A 21,062-nucleotide genomic window follows, 5' to 3' on the forward strand; every position below is an offset into this window, starting at 1 on the left:
AATCACGTGGGGTGTCGCACCCGTCTCGTAGGGTGCCCGGCATGCCGAGTGCGGAGCATGAGTCCCCGGTGGCTCTGGCGAAGTTGGATCCGGGGTTGGTGGCGTGGCTGTTGACGCATGTGTTCGACGTGAAGGTGCCGGACTATCACCACGCGCGGGCGCATGCGACAGATGTGCGGGTGCTGGTGCCGCGGACGTACCACGCGGACGGGATGCTGCTGTTCTGTGATCCGGTCGACCGGCCGTTGCTGGCGGTGGTGTTGGAGATCCAGCGTGGGTGGGACTCGGGGAAGCGGCGGACGTGGAAGCTGTACGTGGCGCAGTTGGAGGCGGAGGTGGATGTCGATGCGGCGTTGCTGGTCTACTGCCCCGATCCGCGGACTGCCCGTCGCTATCGGGGTTTGTTCGAGTTCGACGGGTTGAGTCTGTCGCTGCGGCCGTTGGTCTTCACGCCTGGTGATGTGCCGTTGGTGGTGGAGGTGGCGGTGGCGCGGGCGAATCCGGCGTTGGCGGTGCTGTCGGCGATCTGTCACGGTGCTGACGCGGGGGTGGAGGCGACGTTTCCGGCGTTGATGGAGGCGCTTCGGTCGGTGGGTCCGCGGCGGGCGATTTTGTATTATGACGTGGTGTTGGCCGGGTTGCCGGTGGCAGCTCGGGCGCGTTGGGAGGCGTTCATGACCACGAGTGTGGGCCACGAATACCGTAGTGAGCTGCTGCGGGAGCTTGCCGCCCAGCACGAGGAGTTGGGCGAGACCCGCGGCGAGGCGCGGGCGGTTCTGACTGTGCTGGAGGGGCGGGGTGTGGCGGTGCCCGCCGAGGTTCGTGAGCGGGTCCTCGCCTGCACCGACCTGGCCCAGCTCGACACCTGGCTACGCCGGGCCGGCAACGCCACCACCGTCGACGACGTCATCGACGGATAGGCCGGCACCGCCGGTCAAGTGCCACCACTGCCGCAATCGGACGAGAAGCACGGCTCGGGCCCTCCGTGGAAAAGCCACCTGTCGCCGATAGGCGGTCTGCCAGCTCTGGTCGTCGTTCGGTGGCGTCCGGTCCTCGGCGCGGCCTCGGACGTACGGGGTGGAGGTCACACCTGCTCCGGGTGACTCCGCGCGTCGCGGTAGCTCGCTGCGTAGAGGGCGTCGATCTCGTCTCGGGTGGGCAGCGCCGTGGAGGCACCGGGGCGCCGCGCGCAGGCGGCACCGGCCGCGCAGGCCCAACGCAGCGCCGCCCTCACCGCCACCGGGTCGACCGGCCCAGCGTGCTCAATCGGCCCAGGACGCTCAACCGGCCCAGGACGCTCAACCGGCCGGCGCTGCCCCGCCCAGGCCACCGCGAGCGCGCCGGTGAACGCGTCTCCGGCGGCGGTGGTGTCCACCGCCTCGACCGTCGGCGCCTCGACCGTCAGCCGCAGGCCGGACCGGTCGGCGTAACAGGCCCCCCGGGCGCCGAGCGTCAGCACCACCCGGGGAACCTGCTCCAGGAGAGCGTCGGACAGAGCGTCGACGGCGGTGTCGGCACCCAGGCCGGCCACCATCGCCCCCTCCACCTGGTTGACCACCAGCACGTCGACCGCGTCGAGCAGCTCCGCCGGCAGCGGCCGGGCGGGTGCCGCGTTCAGCACCACCGTCGTACCGGCTTCCCGGGCCCAGCCGGCTGCCCGGATCACCGCCGACAGCGGCACCTCCAACTGGCAGAGCAGCACGTCCGCCGCTGTCACCGCGGTCTGGTCCTCCGCGTCGAGGCTGGTCAGCTCGCCGTTCGCGCCGGGTGCCACCACGATCAGGTTTTCGGCGTCGGCATCGACCGCGATCAGCGCCACCCCGGAGGGACCGGGGACGCTGCGCAACCGCCGCAGCTCCACCCCCGCCTCGGCCAGGTTGGCCCGGAGCTGGGCGGCGAAGCCGTCCTGCCCGACCGCGCCGACGAAGGCGCACCGGGCGCCGGCCCGGGCCGCCGCCACCGCCTGGTTGGCGCCCTTGCCGCCGGGAACGGTGCGCAGCGCACCGCCGAGCACCGTCTCGCCGGGCCGGGGCAGCGTCGGGGTCGACACCACCAGATCCAGGTTGGTGCTGCCGACCACCACCACCCGAACGTCCGTGGATCCGCCCGTCACTGTTCCTCCCTGCCGCGTCCCGTGCATCCACACGAGCCGCCAACAGCTCGTCACAAAGCGTTTCGTCCCTGCTCAGTGTCACTATGATGACGCCGGCACGCCGGTCCGGAACTCTCCGGTGGCCGTGTCGATCCGGGTGGCCGCCGTTCGTGTAGAGGTGGAGAGGCCGCCGGTACGGTGCCGGCGGCGCCGATCAGGAGGCTCGGACATGCCGCAGTACCTGCTCAGCATCTACCAGGGCGACGGAGGCACGCCGGGACCGGAGGTGCTGGACCCGATCATGGAGAACCTGGCAACCCTGAACCGGGAGATGAAGGCGGCCGGAGCCTGGGTCTTCTCCGCCGGACTGCACCCGGCGAGCAGCGCGACGGTGCTCCGGCCACGCGACGGCGACGTGCTGATGACCGACGGGCCGTACACCGAGGGCAAGGAGCACCTCGGCGGGTTCACCGTCATCCAGGCCCCCGATCTCGACGCGGCGCTGGAGTGGGGTGGCAGGCTCGCCCGCGCGATCGGCCTGCTGCCGATCGAGGTACGACCGCTCGCCGACGAGGCCGAAAGCTGCGATCCGCCCGGTGCCTGAATCTCCCGCCGGCAGACAGGCGACCGCGGCGGAGATCGAACGGGTGTTCCGCGCCGAGTACGGCCGCGCGGTCGCCGTCCTGATCCGTGTCTTCGGCGACATCGACGTCGCCGAGGACGCGGTGCAGGACGCGTTCGCCGCGGCGACCCGGCGGTGGCCTGTCGACGGCACTCCGCCGAGCCCGGCCGGCTGGATCATCACCACCGCCCGGAACCGGGCGATCGACCGGCTCCGCCGGGAGGCATCCCGCCCGGAGCGGCACGCCCGGGCCGCCGCCCTCCTGGAGAGCGCACCGGGCGAGGGAGGTCCCGTGCAGGACGAGCGGCTACGCCTGATCTTCACCTGTTGCCATCCGGCGCTCTCCCCCGCCGCCCGGGTCGCCCTGACGTTACGCCTACTCGGCGGGTTGACCACCGCGCAGATCGCACACGCCTTCCTCGTGCCCGAGCCGACGATGGCGCAGCGGCTGGTACGCGCCAAAGGCAAGATCCGCGACGCGCGCATCCCGTACCGGGTACCGGCGGAGGCGGACCTGCCCGACCGGCTCCAGGCCGTGCTCGCCGTGCTGTACCTCGTCTTCAACGAGGGATACACCGCCAGCTCCGGCGAGCGACTCGACCGGCCCGACCTTGCCGCAGAGGCGATCCGGCTCGGTCGGCTGCTCGCCGAGTTGATGCCGGACGAACCCGAGGTGCTCGGGCTGCTCGCCCTGATGCTGCTGGTCGAGTCCCGCCGGCCGAGCCGCACCGGACCAGAGGGCGGGCTCGTCCGCCTCTCCGAACAGGACCGTTCCGGCTGGGATCAGCGGCTGGTCGCCGAGGGGCAGGCACTCGTACGGCGCTGCCTGCGGCGCGACCGGGCCGGCCCGTACCAGATCCAGGCGGCGATCAACGCGGTGCACAGCGACGCGGCTACCGCCGCCGGGACGGACTGGGCCCAGATCGTCCAGCTCTACGACCACCTGCTCGCGCTGGCTCCCAGCCCGGTCGTGGCGCTCAACCGGGCGGTCGCGGTCGCCGAGGTCGCCGGGCCGGCCGTGGCGCTGGCCCTGGTCGACGACCTCGGATCCGGTGCACCGGGGCGCTGCGCTCTCGGCGCCGACGCCGCAGCAGCCGGCGCTCCCGGCACCGGCGCTCACGGCACCGGCGCTCACGGGTCCGGCGACGCCAGGCTCGGCAACTACCACGTGTTCCACGCGGTCCGGGCCGACCTGCTGCGCCGGCTGGGTCGTTACGGCGAGGCCGCCGCCGCGTACGACTCGGCGGCGGCCCTGACCGGCAACGCCGTCGAGCAGGACTTCCTGCGCCGCAGCCGGGCCGCGTTGCCCCGGCAGGAATCGCCCTGAGAGCACACGGCGGAGACTCCGGGGATGGGCCCGGTCCGGTCAGGCCGGCGCGGCGACTCCCGGGCGGCGCAGGTCGTCGACCTCCACCACCTCGCGGCCGAGTGGCCAGAAGGCCGCCGGCACCAGCTTGAAGTTGGCGACGCCGAACGGGATACCGATGATCGTGAGGCAGAGCGCGATCCCGGCGACGATGTGCGTCAGCGCCAGCCACCAGCCGGCCAGCACCACCCAGAGCACGTTGGCCAGCCCCGAGCCGAGTCCGGCGCCGGGCTTGGCCACCAGGGTCCGGCCGAACGGCCAGAGCGAGTAGTAGGCGAGCCGCAGCGCGGCGACTCCGAACGGGATGGTCACGATCAGCACGAAGCAGATCAGCGCCGCAATCCCGTACCCGATGGCGAGGGCGATGCCGCTGCCGAAGATCAGCCAGAGCAGGTTGAGCACGAGTCGCACCATGCTTCCATCCTGCTCCACCGGATCAAGCGGCGGAGAGTTATCGCGCGGCCGGGTCCGGTCACGTGGCGGGGACGTAGAGCGCGTCGATCTCGGCCCGCAGCGGCAACGAGACCGAGGCACCGAGCCGGCGGGCGCAGGCGGCACCGGCCGCGCTCGCCCAGCGCACCGCGTCGACCAGCTCCCGCCCCTCGCCCCAGGCCACCGCCAGGGCTCCGGTGAAGGCGTCACCGGCCGCCGTGGAGTCCACCAGCTCGACCGTGACCGCCGGTACGTGCACGGCGGTGCCGTCCCGGTCGCCGTACCAGGCGCCGTGCCGGCCCAGGGTCAGCACGGCGCGCGGCGCCGTCGCGAGCAGCGCCGCCGGGTTCTCCCGGCCGCAGCCGGTGATCGCCCGTGCCTCCGTCTCGTTGACGACGAGCAGGTCGACCGAGTCCAGCAGCTCCACCGGCACCGGCTGGGCGGGAGCCGCGTTCAGCACGACCCGGGTGCCGGCGGCACGGGCGGCACGGGCCGCCGCGGTCACCGTGTCGACGGGAATCTCCAGCTGCGCGACGAGCACGTCCGCCTCGCGTACGGCGGTCAGCTCGTCCTCCGTCAGCCCGGTGAACGCCGAGTTCGCGGCGGGGGTGACCACGACGGTGTTCTCCCCTTCGCCGTCGACGGTGACGACCGCCACCCCGGAGGCGCCGTAGACCACCCTGACCCGCTCGGTGTCCACCCCGGCGGCCGAGATCCGGGCCTTGAGCGTCACGCCGAACGAATCCGAGCCGATCGCGCCGAGCAGAGCCGTGTCGGCTCCGGCCCGGGTGGCCGCGATCGCCTGGTTGGCGCCCTTGCCACCGGTCACCATCACGAAGTCGGTGCCGAAGACGGTCTCACCGGGCTTCGGCAGCGAACCGGTGGTCACCACCAGGTCCATGTTCGCGCTGCCCATGACTACGACCCGTGGCCGGCTCACCGGCGGCACCTCCCGGTTCGGCGACCGCCCGGGAGACTCTGCCGCTCCCACTGCGGCCGTCGTGGCCGGGGGCGAGGCTCGGGACACGGGCGCCGCGCAGTTCAGGTTGGAAAGGGCTTCAGTCTAGAGGCGGCCGTCGTCGGACTCTTCTGGCAGGCTGCCAGGCATGGGAGAGATGCCGGTCGGAGTGATGTACCGCTGTGACACCGCCCCCGAGCAGCTTCCGGCGTACGCCCGGCTGGTGGAGCGGCTCGGCTACGACGAGCTGTGGATCGTCGAGGACTGCTTCTTCGGTGGTGCGGTCTCGGGCGCCGCCGTCGCCGCGGCGGTGACGGAGCGGCTCAGGATCGGCATCGGCATCCTGCCGGCGGCGTTCCGCAACCCCGCGCTTGCCGCCATGGAACTCGCCAACCTCGCCCGGCTCTTCCCCGGCCGCATCCTTCCCGGGTTCGGGCACGGAATGCCGGCCTGGGTCCGGCAGGTCGGCGCCGCCCACCCGTCCCCGCTCGCGGTGCTCGAGGAGACCGTCGCGGCGGTACGCGCCCTGCTGGCAGGGAAACGGGTCACCGTCGCCGGCCGGCACGCCCGGCTCGACGAGGTGGCGTTGGAGTTTCCGCCGGAGCAGCCGCCCCCGATCTCGACCGGTGTACGCGCCGAGAGGTCGCTGCGGCTCTCCGGACGGGTGGCGGACGGCACGATCCTGGCCGAGGGCGCCAGTCCGGCTTATGTCCGATGGGCCCGGGGACTGATCGACGAGGGGCGCCGCGAGGCCGGCCGTACCGACGACCATCGGCTCACCGTCTACGCCCACCTGGACTTCGACGAGGCCCGGGCCAGCGCCCGACGCGAGTTCGCCGCCCAACTCGCGCACGGCTGGGCGCTACCGCCGGCCGATGCCGACCTGGCCGACGAGATCGCCGGCATGCTAACCACCACGACCGGCGCCGGCAGTGCCTCCCGCGCGACCGGCACCTCCGCCTGGGCTGCCACCGGGCCGGCCACCGGGGCAGTTGCGCTGGCGGCGGCCCTTCCCGAGCACTATCTCGACCGGTTCACCGCGGCCGGTACCGCTGAGCAGTGTGCGGCGTCGGTGATCCGGCTCCGGGAGGCGAGCGCGGACGCGGTGGTCTTCGTCCCACCCCGCGACGCCCAGCTCGCGGTGGCCCAGATCACCCTGGCGGCGGAGACCCTGCTTCCCATGATCCGAGCCGTCACCACCCGCTGAGCTCCGGGGCGTCCCACTTTTCGCCAAGCGGCCCCGCCCAGGCTGGCCGCCGGCCGGGCGGAGATGGGGGCGGGGCCGGGCGGTGCGTCAGGCGGCGCGGGCCGTGAAGCGGTCGCCGGAATGCTCCACCACCAGCGGCACCCCGAACGTCTTGGAGAGGTATTCACCGGTGACCGTCTCGGCGAGCGGCCCCTGCGCCACCACACCGCCCTCGCGGAGCAGGAGGGCGTGGGTGAAACCCGACGGAATTTCCTCCACATGGTGGGTGACCAGCACCATCGCCGGAGCGTCCGGGTCGTGGGCCAGATCGGCGAGCCGGGCCACCAGGTCCTCCCGGCCGCCGAGGTCAAGCCCGGCCGCCGGCTCGTCGAGCAGCAGCAACTCGGGGTCGGTCATCAACGCGCGGGCGATCTGGGTCCGCTTCCGCTCACCCTCCGAGAGGGTTCCATACGCCCGGTCGGCGAGGGCCAGCACGCCGAACTGGTCGAGAAGGGCGTTGGCGCGCGTCTCGTCCATTTCGTCGTACTGCTCCCGCCAGCGGCCGACCACCGCCCAGGCGGCGGTCAGCACCACGTCCCGGACCCGCTCGCCGGTCGGGACCCGTTCGGCCAGCGCGGCGGTGCTCAACCCGATCCGGGTACGCAGCTCGGTCAGGTCGGTACGCCCGATCCGCTCGCCGAGCGTGTGCACCAGACCGGTGGTCGGGTGCAGCCGCCCGGAGACCAGGTTGAGCACGGTGGTCTTTCCCGCGCCGTTGGGGCCGAGAACCACCCAGCGCTCGTCCGGCCGGACCCGCCACGTCACGTCGTGCAACAGGGCGGCACCGGAACGCGACACCCCGACCTGGTGAAAGTCGATCACGACGTCCGGAGGCACCGGTGCCGGCAAACCTGAGTCAGGGCCGGAGGCAGAGTCGGCGGAGACGGAAACCGGATCATCACGCACCCGACCATCCAACCACGCAGCGCCGGACCCGTGCCGAGCAGCATCCGGAGGGTGGCGTGCGGCACGCTGCCGCGCGGCACATTGCCGGTGCCGGTGCGGCGGACGCTTCCGGTCGACCTCCTGAATCGCCGGGGAGTCGACACCGGGCGCTGCAAGCGATCAGCCGAGCGTGGAGCCGAACACCTCGTCGCGGACGGCGTCGAGCGCCACCTGGAGGGCGCCGCGCAGCACCGGCTCCTCGGTCAGCTCGGTGGGCACCACCCGGGGCGTGACCAGCGTGATCGCCGCTACCTCGTGCTGCACCCGCTCGGCCAGCGCGGTGCCGCCGGCCTGGCCGACCTCGCCGGCGAGCACCACCAGCGGCGGGTCGAGCACCACGCAACTGCTGGCCACCCCGAGCGCGAGCCGACGGGCCACCTCGTCGAGCACCGGCCCGCCCTCGGTCCCCGCCGCGATCGCGGCCCGGATCGCGTCCGCCGCCGTACCGGCCCGGAAGCCGTGTTCCCGGGCCACCGCGCGTACCGCGTCGGAGCCGGCGAGCTGGCCGAAGGCCGGTTTTGCCCGCCGGGAGGCGTCCCGGGGAATGGGCGCGCCGGGCACCGGCAGGTAGCCGATCTCGCCGGCCGCGCCGGTGCTGCCGTGGTGCAGCCGACCGTTCAGCACGATAGCCAGGCCGACGCCGACGCCGAGCCAGACCAGCACGAAGTCCTCGACACCGCGCGCCGCGCCGGACTCCGCCTCGGCGACCGCGGCCAGGTTGACGTCGTTCTCGAAGACCACCGGGGTGTGCAGGTCCTCGCGGAGCGCGGCGAGCAGACCCCGGTGCCAGCGCGGGAGGTTGAAGGCGAAGGTGATGTCGCCGGTGCCCGGGTCGACGAGGCCGGGCGTGCCGAGCACCACCCGACGTACGGTGGCCAGCTGTGCGCCGGCGTCGCTCGCCGCCTGGACCACCGCGTTGTGCACCACACCCACCGGATCGTCGGTGTCCCGGGTGGACTGCTCCACCCGACCCATCACCTCGCCGGTGATGTCGGCGCAGGCCGCCACCACCCGGTCCGACTCGACGTCCACCCCGACAACGTGTGCGGTCCCCGGCCGTACGGCGTAGAGCTGCGCGTTCGGGCCGCGCCCGCCTGCCTGCTCACCGACCCGGCTGACCAGTCCCCGCTCCTCCAGGCGTTCCACGAGCTGGGAAGCAGTGACCTTGGACAACCCGGTCAACTCGCCCAACTGCGCCCGGGTGAGCGGCCCCCGCTCGAGCAGCAGTTCCAGCGCCGCGCGGTCGTTGAGCGCGCGGAGCAGGCGCGGTGTGCCAGGTAGCCGGGTGCTTGCCATGCAGTGTCCCTCTTCTTTAAGAAGCTTTCTTAATAGCTAAGCTAACCTTCGGAGGAGTAGCCGTAGCGTAATGGGCCGGCGAGCCGGGAGTGCTAAGCCGATCCGGTAACGCTGGGCCACGAGATGGTCCACCTCGATGCGACACTCGGACCCGAGGAAAGGGCCGAAGGGGGAGAGACGTGCCGACCGATCCAGGAATCCGCCGGCTGGCGCTGGGTACGCTGCTCGCCGCCTTTCCCGGCACCACCCCACCCGGCTGGGCGCTCGACCTGCTCGCCGAAGGGCTGGCCGGGCACACCCTCTTCGGCCGCAACATCGACCACCCCGACCAGGTCGCCGCCACCACCGCCGCGCTGCGCCAGGCCCGGCCGGACGTACTGATCGCGATCGACGAGGAGGGTGGCGACGTCACCCGGCTGGCACACGCCACCGGCAGCCCGTACCCGGGCAACGCCGCGCTCGGCAGGGTGCACGACGTCGCCCTGACCGAACGGGTCTACCACGCCATCGGCAACGACCTCCTAGCGGTCGGGATCAATGTCGACCTCGCACCGACGGTCGACGTCAACACCGCCGACGACAACCCGATCATCGGCACCCGGGCCTTCGGCGCCGACCCGGAGCGGGTCGCCGCGCATGCCGCCGCCGCGGTCACCGGGCTCCAGTCCGCCGGGGTGGCCGCCTGCGCCAAGCACTTCCCCGGGCACGGCGCGACGATCGCCGACTCCCACCTCGAACTGCCCACCGTGGACGTACCGGTGGAACTGCTACGCCGCCGCGACCTGCCACCCTTCGCGGCCGTGATCGGCGCGGGCGCCAGGGCGATCATGACCGCGCACATCCGGGTGCCCTCGCTCACCGGCGACGCACCGGCGACCTTCAGCCCCGCCGTCCTCGGTGAGCTGCTGCGCGGAGAGTACGGCTTCACCGGTGTGGTGCTGACCGACGCGCTGGAGATGCAGGGCGCGGCGGTGGCCGCCGGCGGCATCGGGCCGGGTGCCGTCCGGGCCCTGGCCGCCGGCGCGGACCTGCTCTGCATCGGCGCCCAGGTCGACGCCGACCTGGTCGAGCTGGTGGTCGCCGAGATCGTGGCCGCACTGGGTGACGGCCGCCTCGGCCTGGCCCGGGTCGAGCAGGCCGTGCAGCGCACCGCCACGCTCGCCGCGTGGACCCGGGCCGCCGCACCGGTCCGGGCCGCCGGAACCGATCCCGGGTACGTCGCCGCGCGGGAGGGCTCCGCGGAGGCGTCCCGGACCGCCGCACGGCGGGCGATCAGGGTCGAGGGCAGCATCGACGGGCTCGGCGTGCCCCTCGTGGTGCAGCTCTTCGCCGCCTCCACCATCGCCGAGGGGCGGGTGCCGTGGGGCCTCGGACCACACCTCAACGGCACCGAACAGCTCCGGGTCGTGGCTGCGGAGACCGACCCGGCGGCGCTGCGGGAACGCGCCGCCGGGCGGCCGATCGTGCTGGTCGGCCGCCATCTGCACCGGCTGCCGGGCGGGCCCGAGCTGATCGAGGCGCTGGCCGCCGGCCATCCGGTGACCGTGGTCGAGATGGGCTGGCCCTCCGCGTGGCGGCCGGCGGGCGTACGCGCCTTCGTCACCACCTACGGCGCCAGCCACGCCAACGGCCGGGCCGCCGCCGAAGCCCTCCGCCTCACCGCCTGACACCCCGCCGATCCCCTCTGGACGGTCTCAGGTGGTCCGGACGATGGGACCGCCGAGCACAGGTCACCCCGGCGGGCAGCCGCAGCTGGCTCCGGCCGGGAAGCATCCACCGCAGCTGGCCGGGCAGCATCCACCGCAGCTGGCCGGGCAGCATCCACCGCAGCTGGCCGGGCAGCATCCACCGCAGCTGGCCGGGCAGCACGGGCCAGCGTCACACGGCGACGTCATTCGGTGTCGGCTGGTCCCTCTTCGTCAGGCCGTAGGCGGACCAGCCACGGTCGTCGAAGCCGGCGGCCCGGGCGACCCGGGCCGAGGCGACGTTGCCCGGGTCGTGCAGGTACGTCGGCACCGCACCCTCGTCCAGCACCCGTCGCGCCGCCTGGGCCACCAGTCGACGCGCCAGTCCACGCCCCCGCCCGGCCGGTTCGGTGCCAACGGCCAGTTCGTGCCCGTAGCCGTCGTGGCGCTTGACGCCCACCCCGGCGAGATAGGCACCGGCGGGGTCCCGCATCACCAGCACCTCGCCGCCGAACGGCCGCAGCCACGGCGGCACCACCGGATCCCCGGCGTCGATCCACTCACCGCCGTCGGGCAGCGGCGCCGGGGCGAGCGTGTAGCGGAACACCGCCCGGTAGCCCGACCAGGCCGGTAGGCCCAGCGCGGCGGGCAGCGCGGAGAGCAACGCCGCGATCGGCCGGGGTCGCAGCGCCCGTACCGCGGCGACCCGGGCCGGCGGCACGGAGAGTACGGCCCCGTGCGGGCTGCCGACCCCCACGACCGGATGCCGCTGCCCGTCCCAGCCGGGTTGGACCCGGCGCTCGGAGCCGACCACGTCCAGAGCCCTTCCGGCCGGCCACTGGCCGAGCCAGGTCACCAGATGGTGGTGCAGCCGCCGGTCGAGCATCCACCGCCCCCCGATCAACGTCAGCCCGCGAAGACCGATCCGGGTAACCCAATCCCACCGGAGGTTATCAATGGATACCGGCCCACGGCGGGCGCGTCGGCCGTGGCGCCGCGCGGGCAACCCCTGCCAGCAGGCCAACCGCGCGCTACGGGCCAAAAAGGTGATCTTCGTCTAAACCGGGGGTTGAGGCATCACACCGGGCACTGCTAGCGTGCGCCGGGTACTGAAAGATCGTGGATGCGGCCCAGGGTGCCCGCGACACCAGAAAACCTGGTGAGTAGTCGATCAATCGCCTTCGACCGGTACGGGACGGTGTAATGGGCTTTCCTGCTTCGCGCCTGCGTACCAAGGTCGTCGCCCTGCTACTCACCCTGCTCACGCTCTGGGCGTTCGGCGCGTGGGTCACTCTCCGCGACGGGCTCAACCTGGTCTGGGTGCAGACCCTCGACGCCCGGGTGTACGCACCGACCGAGCCACTGGTCCTGAACCTGCAGGACGAGCGCCGGCTCTCCCTCGGCTACCTCGGCGCCCCGCAGCCGCCGCCCCGGGAACCCCTTGAGGTGGAACGCCGCAGGGTCCGGGCGGATGTGGCGACCTTCCGGGCGGAGGCGCAGACCTGGTTCGCCAAGCTGGCGGCCCGGCCCGAACTCGAGCGGCGGATCGCCCGGGCGCTTGTCGAACTGGACGGACTGACTGCCGTGCGGGAGGCGATCGACGCCCGCCGCATCGACCGGCTGACCGCCGCGCAGGCGTTCACCGAGGCGATCGAATCGATCTTCCGGATCTACGGCTCGCTCGGCAACCTGGACGCCGGTGACATCGACCGCCGCGCGGAGAACCTGATCAGGTTCACCGAGGCGCGTGAACTCGCCTCCCAGGCGGACGCGCTACTCACCGGCGCGTACGCCGCCAACCGGATCAGCGAGGCCGAGCACGCCCAGGTGATCCAGCTGATCGGCGCCGAGCGGCTGATCGCGGACGAGGCAGTCGCCGAGCTGCCCCGGTCCGACCAGGACCGATACCGCCAGGCGCTCCGTGCCGGACCGGTCGCCGCGCTCCGCGCCGTCGAGGACCGGATCGTCCAGGAAGGACGCCCGAACGGGCGCCCCGCGGTTCCCGCCGACCAGTGGCGCAGCACGGTCGACCCCGGGCTGGCCGAACTGCTCCGGTTACAGGTCGCCGGTGGCGACGAGCTGGTCCGGGCGGCCACCCCCGGCGCGATCGGGACCGTCGTCCGGATGCTTGTCATGTTCTTCCTCGGGCTCGCCGCCGTCATCATCTCGATGAACACCGCGCGCTCGATGGTGCGCCAGCTCGAACGGCTCCGCCTGGCGGCGCTCAGGCTCGCCAACGAACGGCTGCCGGACCTGGTCGCCCGGCTCGGCCGGGGTGAGCCGGTCGACCTCGGCAAGGAGGCGCCACCGCTCAAGGTCGGCCCCGACGAGATCGGGCAGGTGGCACACGCGTTCAACGTCGCACAGGAGACCGCCGTACGGATCGCCGTGGAGCAGGCCCAGTTGCGCCGGGGTGTCCGGGACATCTTCCTCAGCCTGGCCCGCCGTACGCAGGCGCTGATCCACCGACAGCTCACCCTGCTGGACGCGATGGAGCGGCGGGAGAACGACCCTGAGGAGCTGGAGGACCTGTTCCGGGTGGACCACCTCGCCACCCGGATGCGCCGCAACGCGGAAAACCTGATCGTGCTCTCCGGGGCGACGCCGGGCCGGGCCTGGCGGCGGAACGTCCCGATGATCGACGTACTGCGGGGCGCCGTGGCCGAGGTCGAGGACTACGCCCGGGTCAGCGTGCTGCCGGTCGGTGCCGTGGACCTCGCGGGCCGGGCCGTCGGTGACGTGATCCACCTGATCGCCGAACTGATCGAGAACGCGCTCTCCTTCTCGCCCCCGCAGACCGATGTGCACGTCGGCGGGCAACTGGTCGCCAACGGCTTCGCGATCGAGATCGAGGACCGCGGTCTGGGCATGAGCGCCGAGGATCGGGCCGCCGCCAACGAACGGATCGCCACCCAGCACGAGTTCACCCACATCGGCGGTGCCGCCCAACTCGGCCTCTACGTGGTCAGCCGGCTCATCGAGCGGCACGGCATCCGGGTCCGGTTGAAGGACTCGCCCTACGGCGGGATCACCGCCGTGGTGCTGCTCCCGATCGCCCTGATCACGGACCGCAGCGCGGAGGGCGAGCCGGCCACCGGGTCGATGCCGGTCGAGCGGCTCGCGGCGAGCGCGGTCGGGGAAAGCCTCCGGCGACCGCCCGGCCAGGATCTCGGCCGCCCTCCGGACCAGGTGCCCGGCAGCCGGCCCGGTCGGGAGCCTGCACACGCTGCCGACCGGGAGCCGGGACACGCTGCCGGGTGGGAGCCGGGACACGCGCCGGGGCAGGACCCGGGGCGTCATCCGGGACGGGACCCGGGTCACGGGCCGGAGCAGCACCCGGAGCGCGAAGCCGCCCGGGAGCCGGCGCCGGCGTCGCGACGGGATGCCGACCGCAGGTCGGAGCCGGTCGCCACAGGGTCGGCGAGCGTGCTGCCGGGCACGCCACCGGCCGACCCGATCGTCGCGACGGCCACGACAGTCCCCGCACGCTCTTCGCCCGGCCGGCGAGCAGCCTCGGCAAGCCCGGGAACATCCCCGACGAGCGCCGGATCGACAGCCGCGGGCGGACCGGCCTCGCTGACCCGCTCCGGCCTGCCGGTCCGGGTGCGGCAGGCGAACCTCGCCCCGGCCCTGCGGGACGGTGGCGAGCGGACCGAACCGGAGCCGGCCGAGGAATACACTCCCCGGACTCCCGAGCAGATCCGCCGGATGATGAGTTCCTATCAATCGGGTACCCGGCGCGGACGGTCCAGCGCCGTACCCCCGCCGGACGACGGTAGCGGCGCCGGGGCGGCTCCGCCCCAGGCCTGACCGGCCACGTCCGGCGAGATGGCGATACCACCGGCTAAGAAAGGGACGAATCCGTGCAGAAAACAGCGTCCAACCTCGACCTGACCTGGCTGCTCGACGACCTGGTCGGCCGGGTGAAACAGACCCAGCACGCAATCCTGCTCTCCGTCGACGGACTGCTGATGGCCTCGTCGCGCGAGCTTGACCGGGACGACGCGGAACATCTGGCCGCTGTGGCGTCGGGCGTGCAGAGCCTGGCCCGCGGCGCCGGAAAGCGGTTCGGCGGAGGGCCGGTACAGCAGACGATCATCGAGATGCGCTCGGCGTTCCTGTTCGTCACCGCAGCCGGGCACGGTGCCTGTCTCGCCGTGCTGGCCGCCGAGGACGCGGACGTGGGGCTGATCGCGTACGAGATGGCCATGCTGGTGGCCCGGGCCGGCAAATACCTGGCCTCCAGCACCCGGACACCCGACGCACCGGTCTACCGGCAGTGAGCCCCGGCGATGACCGAGAACGAGGAGCCTCCGGAAATCCACTGGGTCGACGACCACGCCGGCCCGGTGGTCCGGCCGTACGCGGTGACCCGGGGTCGGGCCCGGCCTGCGACCGGCAAGTTCGACCTGATCTCGCAGGTCAGCACGGTGCGGACGATCTCCTCCCGAGATGTCGGGCTCGGGCCGGAACACCTGGCGATCGTCGCGCTCTGCCGACGGCGGCTCTCCGTCGCCGAGGTCGCGGCACATCTGGACCTTCCCCTCGGCACCATCCGGGTACTCCTCGGCGACCTCCTCGAACACCGGCTCGTCCGGGTCGCCGAGCCGCGGCCGGCGCCGGTCCTGACCGATGACAGCATCTTCGAACAGGTGATCAATGGACTACGAGCACTTTGACGGTGTCGACCGGACCGGGACGTCCGCGGACCGGATGCCGACCGCCGTCAAGATCCTGATCGCCGGAGGTTTCGGCGTCGGCAAGACCACCCTGGTCGGCGCGGTCAGCGAGACCCGGCCGCTGCGCACCGAGGAGGTCCTCACCGAGGAGGGCCACAGCGTCGACGACCTGTCCGGAGTCGAGACGAAGACCACCACCACTGTGGCGATGGATTTCGGGCGGATCAGCATCACCGACGACCTGGTGCTCTATCTCTTCGGCACTCCGGGACAGGACCGGTTCTGGTTCGTCTGGGACGAACTGGCGCTGGGTGCGCTCGGCGCGGTGGTGCTCGCCGACACCCGCCGGTTGGCCGACTGCTTCCCGTCGGTCGACTACTTCGAGAAGCACGGCACGCCGTTCGTGGTGGCGGTGAACTGCTTCGAGGGTGCCCGGCGCTATGAGCTCGACGAGGTCACCCAGGCGCTGAGTCTCGACCCGGGCGTACCCGTCATGCTCTGTGACGCCCGGTCACGAAAGTCCGGCAAGGAGGTGCTGATCGCGGTGGTCGAGCACGCGATGCGCAGCCACCGCACCGTGACGGCGGCCAGCGCCGGCTGACCGGCGCACCGGGGGCACAACCACCCGGCCGCGTGCCTCGTCCGCGACGGCGCGGACGAGGCACGGAAAGGCGGAACGCGGTCGCTGCGGATCCTCGGGGGCGGGTAACCGCAGGGCGGCGGTCAGAAGACGTACCGCTCGGCGGTGCCCCGGTAGTCGAACTGCTCGTCGTCGCCGAACCAGAGCTCGGCCTCGTACTTCGCCTCGTCGATGCTGCCCGAGGCGTGTACCAGGTTGGCGACGGCCTTGCCGCTCGTCTCCGCGTACGCCTTCGACATGTGGGCGAAGTCGCCCCGGATGGTGCCCGGCGCCGCCTGGCCGGGGAAGGTCGGTCCGATCATGCGGCGGACGTTCGCCACCGCCTCGACCCCCTCCAGCAGGAGCGCGACCACCGGTCCCTGCTGCATGTAGGCGGCGGTGGCCGTGTAGACGCCCTTACCGAACCGCTCCTCCAGGTCGAAGTAGTGCCGGCGGGTGAAGTCCGCGTCCAGCTGTTTCATCTTGAGGCCGACGATCTTGAGGCCGGCGTCCTCGAACCGCTGCACCAGCCGGCCGGTCAGCCCGCGCGCCACCGCGTCGGGCTTGAGCAGGACAAGAGTACGTTCCAAGGCCGCCACCGGTGCCCCTCCTCGATCATCTGGTCGGGCCCGGGAACCGGACGCCGCAGGTCGAGAATGCCGTCCGGCGTCGCTCCCGCGACAGGCCGCTGAGATCAGGATAGTAGCCGGCCGAGGCTGACCGGTTCGGCGCTACCGCCCGGCGGTATCGCTCAGAACTCCCGCACCACCGGGATGACGTCGGCGCCGATCCGCTCCAGCACGTCCAACCGGGGCAGCTGCGGTACGGCGCCGATCGCCATGTCGAAGCCGAGATCGCTCAGCCGGCGCAGCTCGTCGACCAGCTCGCTCGTCTTCTCGCCGTTCTCCCCGACGTCCATGAACTGGTAGACCGTCTTGGTGATCGCGTCGTAGTCGCGCCCCTCCCGTTCGCAGTGCTCCCGCAGCACCGTGAGCTTGTGCTCCAGCTGCGGGCTGTTGAACAGGTTGCACGCCTGGGCGTACCTGGCGACCAGCCGCAGCGTCTTCCTCTCCCCACCTCCGCCGATCATGATCGGCGGGTGAGGGCGGGTCAGCGACTGCGGCGAGTTGAGCAGGCGCTCGGCCCGGACGTGCCGGCCGCGGAACGGTCCGTCGTCGTCGGACCACATCTGGAGCAGAAACCGCAGGGTCTCCTCGAGCAACTCGAAGCGCTCGGCGAGCGGCGGGAACGGGAAGCCGAGCCCGCGCGACTCCTCCTCGTTCCAGCCGGCCCCGATGCCGAGCATCGCCCGCCCGCCGGAGAGGACGTCCAGGGTCGTCAGGATCTTCGCGAGCAGGCCGGGCGACCGGTAGTGCGCCCCGGTGACCAGGGTCAGCAGGGTGGCCCGCTCGGTGTGTGCGGCAAGGAAACCCAGCGTGGTGTACGCCTCCAACATGTCGGCCTCGCTCGGACCGACGCTCGGGATCTGGAAGTGGTGGTCCATCACGGCGACGCAGTCGAAGCCGACCCGGTCTGCCGTCCGGGCCACGGCGGCCAGATCGGCACCGAGCCCGGCCGGACCGTTCGGCCAGGTGAAATTGGGGATCTGTAGGCCAAGCCGCATGGGGCGTCCGCCTCCTCCGGTAGGTCGGCGACTGTCGAACCGGACGATCTGCCGCCACCCTAACCGCGCGGCGCCGGATCGCCGCACCGACACCCGGTCAACCGGTCTCCGAGGCCGGCTCGGCCCGACCCGTCGTCCCGGCGAAGGCGTTGCCGGATCGTGGGTTCCCGTCTGCTATGTCCGTTCTCCGGGTCGTACCGGGCCGGTCCACGCCGAACCGACCGTCCAGCAGCACCGCTACACCCCGGCAGAGGCTACGCTTTCCCGCGTGATCGAGGCGGATGACTCCGGCGCCGACGAACGGCTGCGCCGGATCGAGGCGGTGACCGACTCGACACTGTCCCGGCTCGAGGTGGAGGACCTTTTCGACGAGTTGCTGGCGCGGGTCTGTGGGCTCCTCCAGGTGGACACCGCCGCGATCCTGCTCCTGGACCAGCACGCCCAGCAGCTCGTGGCCACCGCCGCGCAGGGGTTGGCGGAGGAGGTCCGGCAGGGCTTCCGGGTCGCGGTCGGCCGGGGGTTCGCCGGCCGGGTCGCCCAGGACAAGCGGCCCGTGGTGCTCGAGGAGGTCACCCCGGCCACGGTGGTCAACCCGCTGCTGATCGAGAAGGGCATCCAGTCGATGCTCGGCGTGCCCATGTTCGCCGGCTCCGAACTCGTCGGGGTCCTACACGTCGGCAGCCTCACACCACGACGGTTCAACGCCGACGACATCCGGCTGCTGCAACTGGTCGCCGACCGCGCCAGCCTGGCGAGCCAGGCCCGACTGGGCAACATCGACCGGACGGCCGCGCTCGCCCTGCAACGCAGCCTGCTGCCGACCCGGCTACCCGAGGCGGCCGGCGTCGACATGGCCGCCCGGTACGTGCCCGGCCACCACACCGGGATCGGCGGCGACTGGTACGACGTCTTCAGCCTCCCCACCGGCTGGCTCGGCATCGTCGTCGGCGACGTCTCCGGGCACGGGCTGCCGGCGGCCGTGGTGATGGGACGGCTGCGCAGCGCGCTGCGCGCCTACGCCCTGGAGTGCGACGACCCCGCCGACGCGCTGACCCGACTCGACCACAAGATCCAACATTTCGAGGCGGGCAAGCTCGCCACGGTGCTCTACACGCTGGTCAGCCCGGACCGGACGGAGATGCGCGTCTCGCTGGCCGGTCACCTGCCGCCCATGCTGGCCAGCCCCGGAAAGCCGGTCGACACCGTCCCGCTCCCCGTCGACCTGCCGCTCGGCATCGGACGCCCGAAGCGCCGCCGCAGCACCTCGGTCGAGTTCCCGCCCGACGCCGTCCTGGTCTGCTACACCGACGGGCTCATCGAGCGGCGCGACGAGCTCATCGACGTCGGGCTGGACCGGCTGCGTGCCGCCATCCAGCCCGGGCCGGCCGAGTCGGTATGCGTCACCGTGATGACCACCCTCGCGGTCGAACAGCCCGTCGACGACGTCGCGCTGCTGGCGGTACGCCGGCACGCGCCGGCCGGATGACCCGGCCGCCCTACCGCGGTGGCAGTCCCCCCTACAGCGGTGGCAGTCCGAGAGCCTCGTCGACCCGGGCCAGCACGGCGACGTCGTCCGCGCCCACGCCCCGGAGCAGGTCGATCGCGGTCGCCCGGATCTGCCCCACGATCATGATGATCGGCAGCGGCGGTTCCGGGGTGAGCAGCAGCCGCCCGGCCGTGCGTACCGCGTCGAGTGCGGCGACGTCGGTCTCTTCGGCGTACCGGTCGGCCGCCTCGTCCTGCCCGGTCAGGTCGGCCGCGAGCGCCTCGCCGGCGCAGCGTACCGCCTCGGCGAGGCAACGCAGTGCGGCGCCGAGTTCCGGCGGGTTGGCCACCGGCAGCCGGGTCAGCGCCACTCCGGCCCGGGCCAGCACCCGCAGGTTGCGTACGGCGTAGTCGACCTGTCGGCTCGACGCCTCCAGCGCGTGCACCCGCCCGATGTGCCGGCGCCGCCGCAGGTGCAGGCGCAGCGCCTCCCCGGCCGCCAGCACCGCGGTCTGGAGCCGGTCCACGGCCGAGTCGAGTTGGCGGGCCCGGTGCAGCGCCGCCACCGCCGCCGGCTCGTCGTCGCGGTCCAACGCCTCGCTGATCCCGATGAGCAACTCCGCCAGCGCGGCGAAGGTCTGCCGGGACTCGGCCAGCAGTGGGGCGAGCGGCTGCCGGGCGCTGAACAGTTGGCTCGCGGCGAGCGCGACAAGCCCGCCGATCAGCGCGTCGACGAACCGGAACGGCACCAGCGCGTCGGTCGCCGGCGGCACCGTCACCAGGTAGAGGGCGGAGACCGTGGCCTGTACCACGGAGACGCTGCTCGCGCCGATCGCCATGGCGAGCCCGACGGTGAGCAGCACGACGGTCAGCACGGTCCAGGTGGTCCGGCCGAGCGCCTGCACCACGAGGTCGGCGACGAGCACTCCGGCCGCGACCCCGAGCACCACCTCCACGGCCCGGCGCATCCGTTGCCCCCGGGCCTGGCCGAGCACGATCAGCGCCGCCGCCGGGGCGAAGAAGGGTTGCGGATGGCCGAGCAGCGCGGCCGCGACCGCCCAGGAGACGGTCGCGGCCAGTGTCGCCTCGACCACTCCCAGCCAACCCTGGCGGAGTCGGTCGGCAACAAGCCGGAGCCATCCCACCGGCACACCCCGATCATCGACCGTTGATCGTTTCCCGCACGATATCCGCATCCGGTCGCCGCGTCCGCTCTCCCGCCGGGGTCCGACCCGCCGGGGTCCGACCCGCCGGGCGCAGGCCGCCGAGGCGCCGCCCGCCTCGAGCCCGACCGAGGAGGCCGCCGAGTGGCTGCTCCTCACCGCCCGGCCGAGCTGGCCTTCTCCACCCGCACCGAGGTGCTCGCCGACGTTCTCGTCGCCGTCGCTCCAAGCGCCGCCGCTGCAGGCCCAGAGATCAGCCGAGAGCGGCCCGGACGATCGCTGCCGCCAGCTCCCGGGTGCGCTCCGGAGTGATCTCGTCCGGCGCGCTGCTCACCAGGGTGAACAGCGCCCCACCGTAGAGCGTGACGAGCGTCGGCACGACCTCCGGCGGAATCTGGAGGTCGAGGTCGGCATGGTGTCCGGTGGTGACGGCGACCGAGCGCTGGAGCAGGCCGTGCAGCGCGTCGGCGAGGGCCGGCCGGCGCAGGCTCTCCAGCCGAAGCTCGAAGATCGCCAGATAGCGGTCCCGATGCGCGGTAGCGGCAATGAGCAGCGATTCGGCGATCAGCTCCACTGCGCGCTCCCGGGTGCCGGCTGCCGGCGCCGGCCGGTATGTGGATCCGGCCGCGTCCATGTCCTCGTAGTGCAGCTCACCGACCCGCTCTGCTGCCGCGACCAGCAGCGCCTCCCGGCTGCGGAAGTAGTTGGAGGCCGTGCCGGTGGGGAGTCCGGCCCGCTTCTCGACCGCCCGATGGGTGACGCCGTGCACGCCGGACTCGGCCAGCAGCGCGATGGCGGCGTCCGCGAGGGCTGCCCGGCGGCGCGGGTTGGGTGGTGGCACGTACCGATA

General features: G+C 72.7%; 20 protein-coding genes. 10 read left to right on the forward strand and 10 right to left on the reverse strand.

What is annotated here, in order from left to right; translation table 11 throughout:
- Positions 1–95: 95 nt before the first annotated feature.
- The gene (locus ACN28C_RS30890; protein WP_422771007.1) at positions 96–920 is read left to right on the forward strand and encodes a hypothetical protein; all 825 of its coding nucleotides are present in this window, start codon (positions 96–98) and stop codon (positions 918–920) included.
- Positions 921–1,084: 164 nt separating this feature from the next.
- Here ACN28C_RS30890 and ACN28C_RS30895 read toward each other — a convergent pair whose 3' ends face one another.
- Entirely contained in the window at positions 1,085–2,113 is a 1,029-nt protein-coding gene (locus ACN28C_RS30895) for a PfkB family carbohydrate kinase (protein WP_422771008.1), read from the reverse strand.
- 208 nt (positions 2,114–2,321) lie between these two features.
- On the opposite strand from ACN28C_RS30895, the gene ACN28C_RS30900 reads away from it, so the two are divergent.
- Positions 2,322–2,696 (forward strand): YciI family protein, encoded by a 375-nt coding sequence (locus tag ACN28C_RS30900; RefSeq protein WP_422771009.1) that lies wholly within the window; start codon positions 2,322–2,324, stop codon positions 2,694–2,696.
- Positions 2,689–4,041, forward strand: a complete 1,353-nt coding sequence (locus tag ACN28C_RS30905) for an RNA polymerase sigma factor (protein ID WP_422771010.1) — start codon at positions 2,689–2,691, stop codon at positions 4,039–4,041. The genes ACN28C_RS30900 and ACN28C_RS30905 overlap by 8 nt, the downstream gene beginning before the upstream one ends.
- A 39-nt stretch (positions 4,042–4,080) precedes the next feature.
- On the opposite strand, the gene ACN28C_RS30910 is transcribed toward ACN28C_RS30905, so the two are convergent.
- Positions 4,081–4,494, reverse strand: a complete 414-nt coding sequence (locus tag ACN28C_RS30910; protein ID WP_422771011.1) for a YccF domain-containing protein — start codon at positions 4,492–4,494, stop codon at positions 4,081–4,083.
- Between the two features lie 58 nt (positions 4,495–4,552).
- Complete coding sequence (locus tag ACN28C_RS30915; RefSeq protein WP_422771012.1) at positions 4,553–5,452, reverse strand: ribokinase; 900 nt, start codon at positions 5,450–5,452, stop codon at positions 4,553–4,555.
- A gap of 166 nt (positions 5,453–5,618) precedes the next feature.
- Between ACN28C_RS30915 and ACN28C_RS30920 the strand changes: the two genes are divergently transcribed.
- Entirely contained in the window at positions 5,619–6,677 is a 1,059-nt protein-coding gene (locus tag ACN28C_RS30920; RefSeq protein WP_422771013.1) for an LLM class flavin-dependent oxidoreductase, read from the forward strand.
- A gap of 87 nt (positions 6,678–6,764) precedes the next feature.
- Here the strand turns inward: ACN28C_RS30920 and ACN28C_RS30925 are convergent, their stop codons facing one another.
- On the reverse strand, positions 6,765–7,622 hold the full coding sequence (locus ACN28C_RS30925) for an ABC transporter ATP-binding protein (RefSeq protein ID WP_422771014.1): 858 nt from the start codon (positions 7,620–7,622) through the stop codon (positions 6,765–6,767).
- A 159-nt stretch (positions 7,623–7,781) separates the two neighbouring features.
- A complete protein-coding gene (locus ACN28C_RS30930; protein ID WP_422771015.1) occupies positions 7,782–8,957 on the reverse strand; it encodes an ROK family transcriptional regulator in 1,176 nt (391 codons plus the stop codon).
- Positions 8,958–9,136: 179 nt separating this feature from the next.
- Here ACN28C_RS30930 and ACN28C_RS30935 point away from each other — a divergent pair, with 179 nt between their 5' ends.
- Positions 9,137–10,624, forward strand: coding sequence for a glycoside hydrolase family 3 protein (locus ACN28C_RS30935; protein ID WP_422771016.1), 1,488 nt, complete (start codon positions 9,137–9,139; stop codon positions 10,622–10,624).
- A gap of 211 nt (positions 10,625–10,835) precedes the next feature.
- Here the strand turns inward: ACN28C_RS30935 and ACN28C_RS30940 are convergent, their stop codons facing one another.
- Entirely contained in the window at positions 10,836–11,528 is a 693-nt protein-coding gene (locus ACN28C_RS30940; RefSeq protein ID WP_422771017.1) for a GNAT family N-acetyltransferase, read from the reverse strand.
- A 317-nt stretch (positions 11,529–11,845) separates the two neighbouring features.
- Here ACN28C_RS30940 and ACN28C_RS30945 point away from each other — a divergent pair, with 317 nt between their 5' ends.
- Genes ACN28C_RS30945 through ACN28C_RS30960 form a run of 4 tightly spaced genes read left to right on the forward strand, consistent with a single transcriptional unit; the run spans position 11,846 to position 15,922 of the window.
- Entirely contained in the window at positions 11,846–14,452 is a 2,607-nt protein-coding gene (locus tag ACN28C_RS30945; protein ID WP_422771018.1) for a nitrate- and nitrite sensing domain-containing protein, read from the forward strand.
- Between the two features lie 53 nt (positions 14,453–14,505).
- A complete protein-coding gene (locus ACN28C_RS30950) occupies positions 14,506–14,925 on the forward strand; it encodes a roadblock/LC7 domain-containing protein (RefSeq protein ID WP_422771019.1) in 420 nt (139 codons plus the stop codon).
- Positions 14,926–14,934: 9 nt separating this feature from the next.
- Positions 14,935–15,321, forward strand: coding sequence for a DUF742 domain-containing protein (locus tag ACN28C_RS30955; RefSeq protein ID WP_422771020.1), 387 nt, complete (start codon positions 14,935–14,937; stop codon positions 15,319–15,321).
- On the forward strand, positions 15,302–15,922 hold the full coding sequence (locus ACN28C_RS30960; protein ID WP_422771021.1) for a GTP-binding protein: 621 nt from the start codon (positions 15,302–15,304) through the stop codon (positions 15,920–15,922). Before ACN28C_RS30955 ends, ACN28C_RS30960 begins: the two co-directional genes overlap by 20 nt.
- A gap of 122 nt (positions 15,923–16,044) precedes the next feature.
- On the opposite strand, the gene ACN28C_RS30965 is transcribed toward ACN28C_RS30960, so the two are convergent.
- Both ACN28C_RS30965 and ACN28C_RS30970 read right to left on the reverse strand, forming a co-directional pair.
- Positions 16,045–16,539 (reverse strand): nucleoside-diphosphate kinase, encoded by a 495-nt coding sequence (locus tag ACN28C_RS30965; protein WP_422771022.1) that lies wholly within the window; start codon positions 16,537–16,539, stop codon positions 16,045–16,047.
- A 152-nt stretch (positions 16,540–16,691) separates the two neighbouring features.
- Positions 16,692–17,564, reverse strand: coding sequence for an LLM class F420-dependent oxidoreductase (locus ACN28C_RS30970; protein ID WP_422771023.1), 873 nt, complete (start codon positions 17,562–17,564; stop codon positions 16,692–16,694).
- A gap of 268 nt (positions 17,565–17,832) precedes the next feature.
- On the opposite strand from ACN28C_RS30970, the gene ACN28C_RS30975 reads away from it, so the two are divergent.
- On the forward strand, positions 17,833–19,050 hold the full coding sequence (locus tag ACN28C_RS30975) for a PP2C family protein-serine/threonine phosphatase (RefSeq protein WP_422771024.1): 1,218 nt from the start codon (positions 17,833–17,835) through the stop codon (positions 19,048–19,050).
- Positions 19,051–19,081: 31 nt separating this feature from the next.
- On the opposite strand, the gene ACN28C_RS30980 is transcribed toward ACN28C_RS30975, so the two are convergent.
- Complete coding sequence (locus tag ACN28C_RS30980) at positions 19,082–20,143, reverse strand: FUSC family protein (RefSeq protein WP_422771025.1); 1,062 nt, start codon at positions 20,141–20,143, stop codon at positions 19,082–19,084.
- A gap of 322 nt (positions 20,144–20,465) precedes the next feature.
- Positions 20,466–21,053: a TetR/AcrR family transcriptional regulator gene (locus ACN28C_RS30985; protein ID WP_422771026.1), complete on the reverse strand. Its 588-nt coding sequence runs from the start codon at positions 21,051–21,053 to the stop codon at positions 20,466–20,468.
- Positions 21,054–21,062: the final 9 nt, after the last annotated feature.

The organism is Plantactinospora sp. WMMC1484, assembly GCF_049315195.1.
Classification (GTDB): Bacteria; Actinomycetota; Actinomycetes; order Mycobacteriales; family Micromonosporaceae; genus Plantactinospora.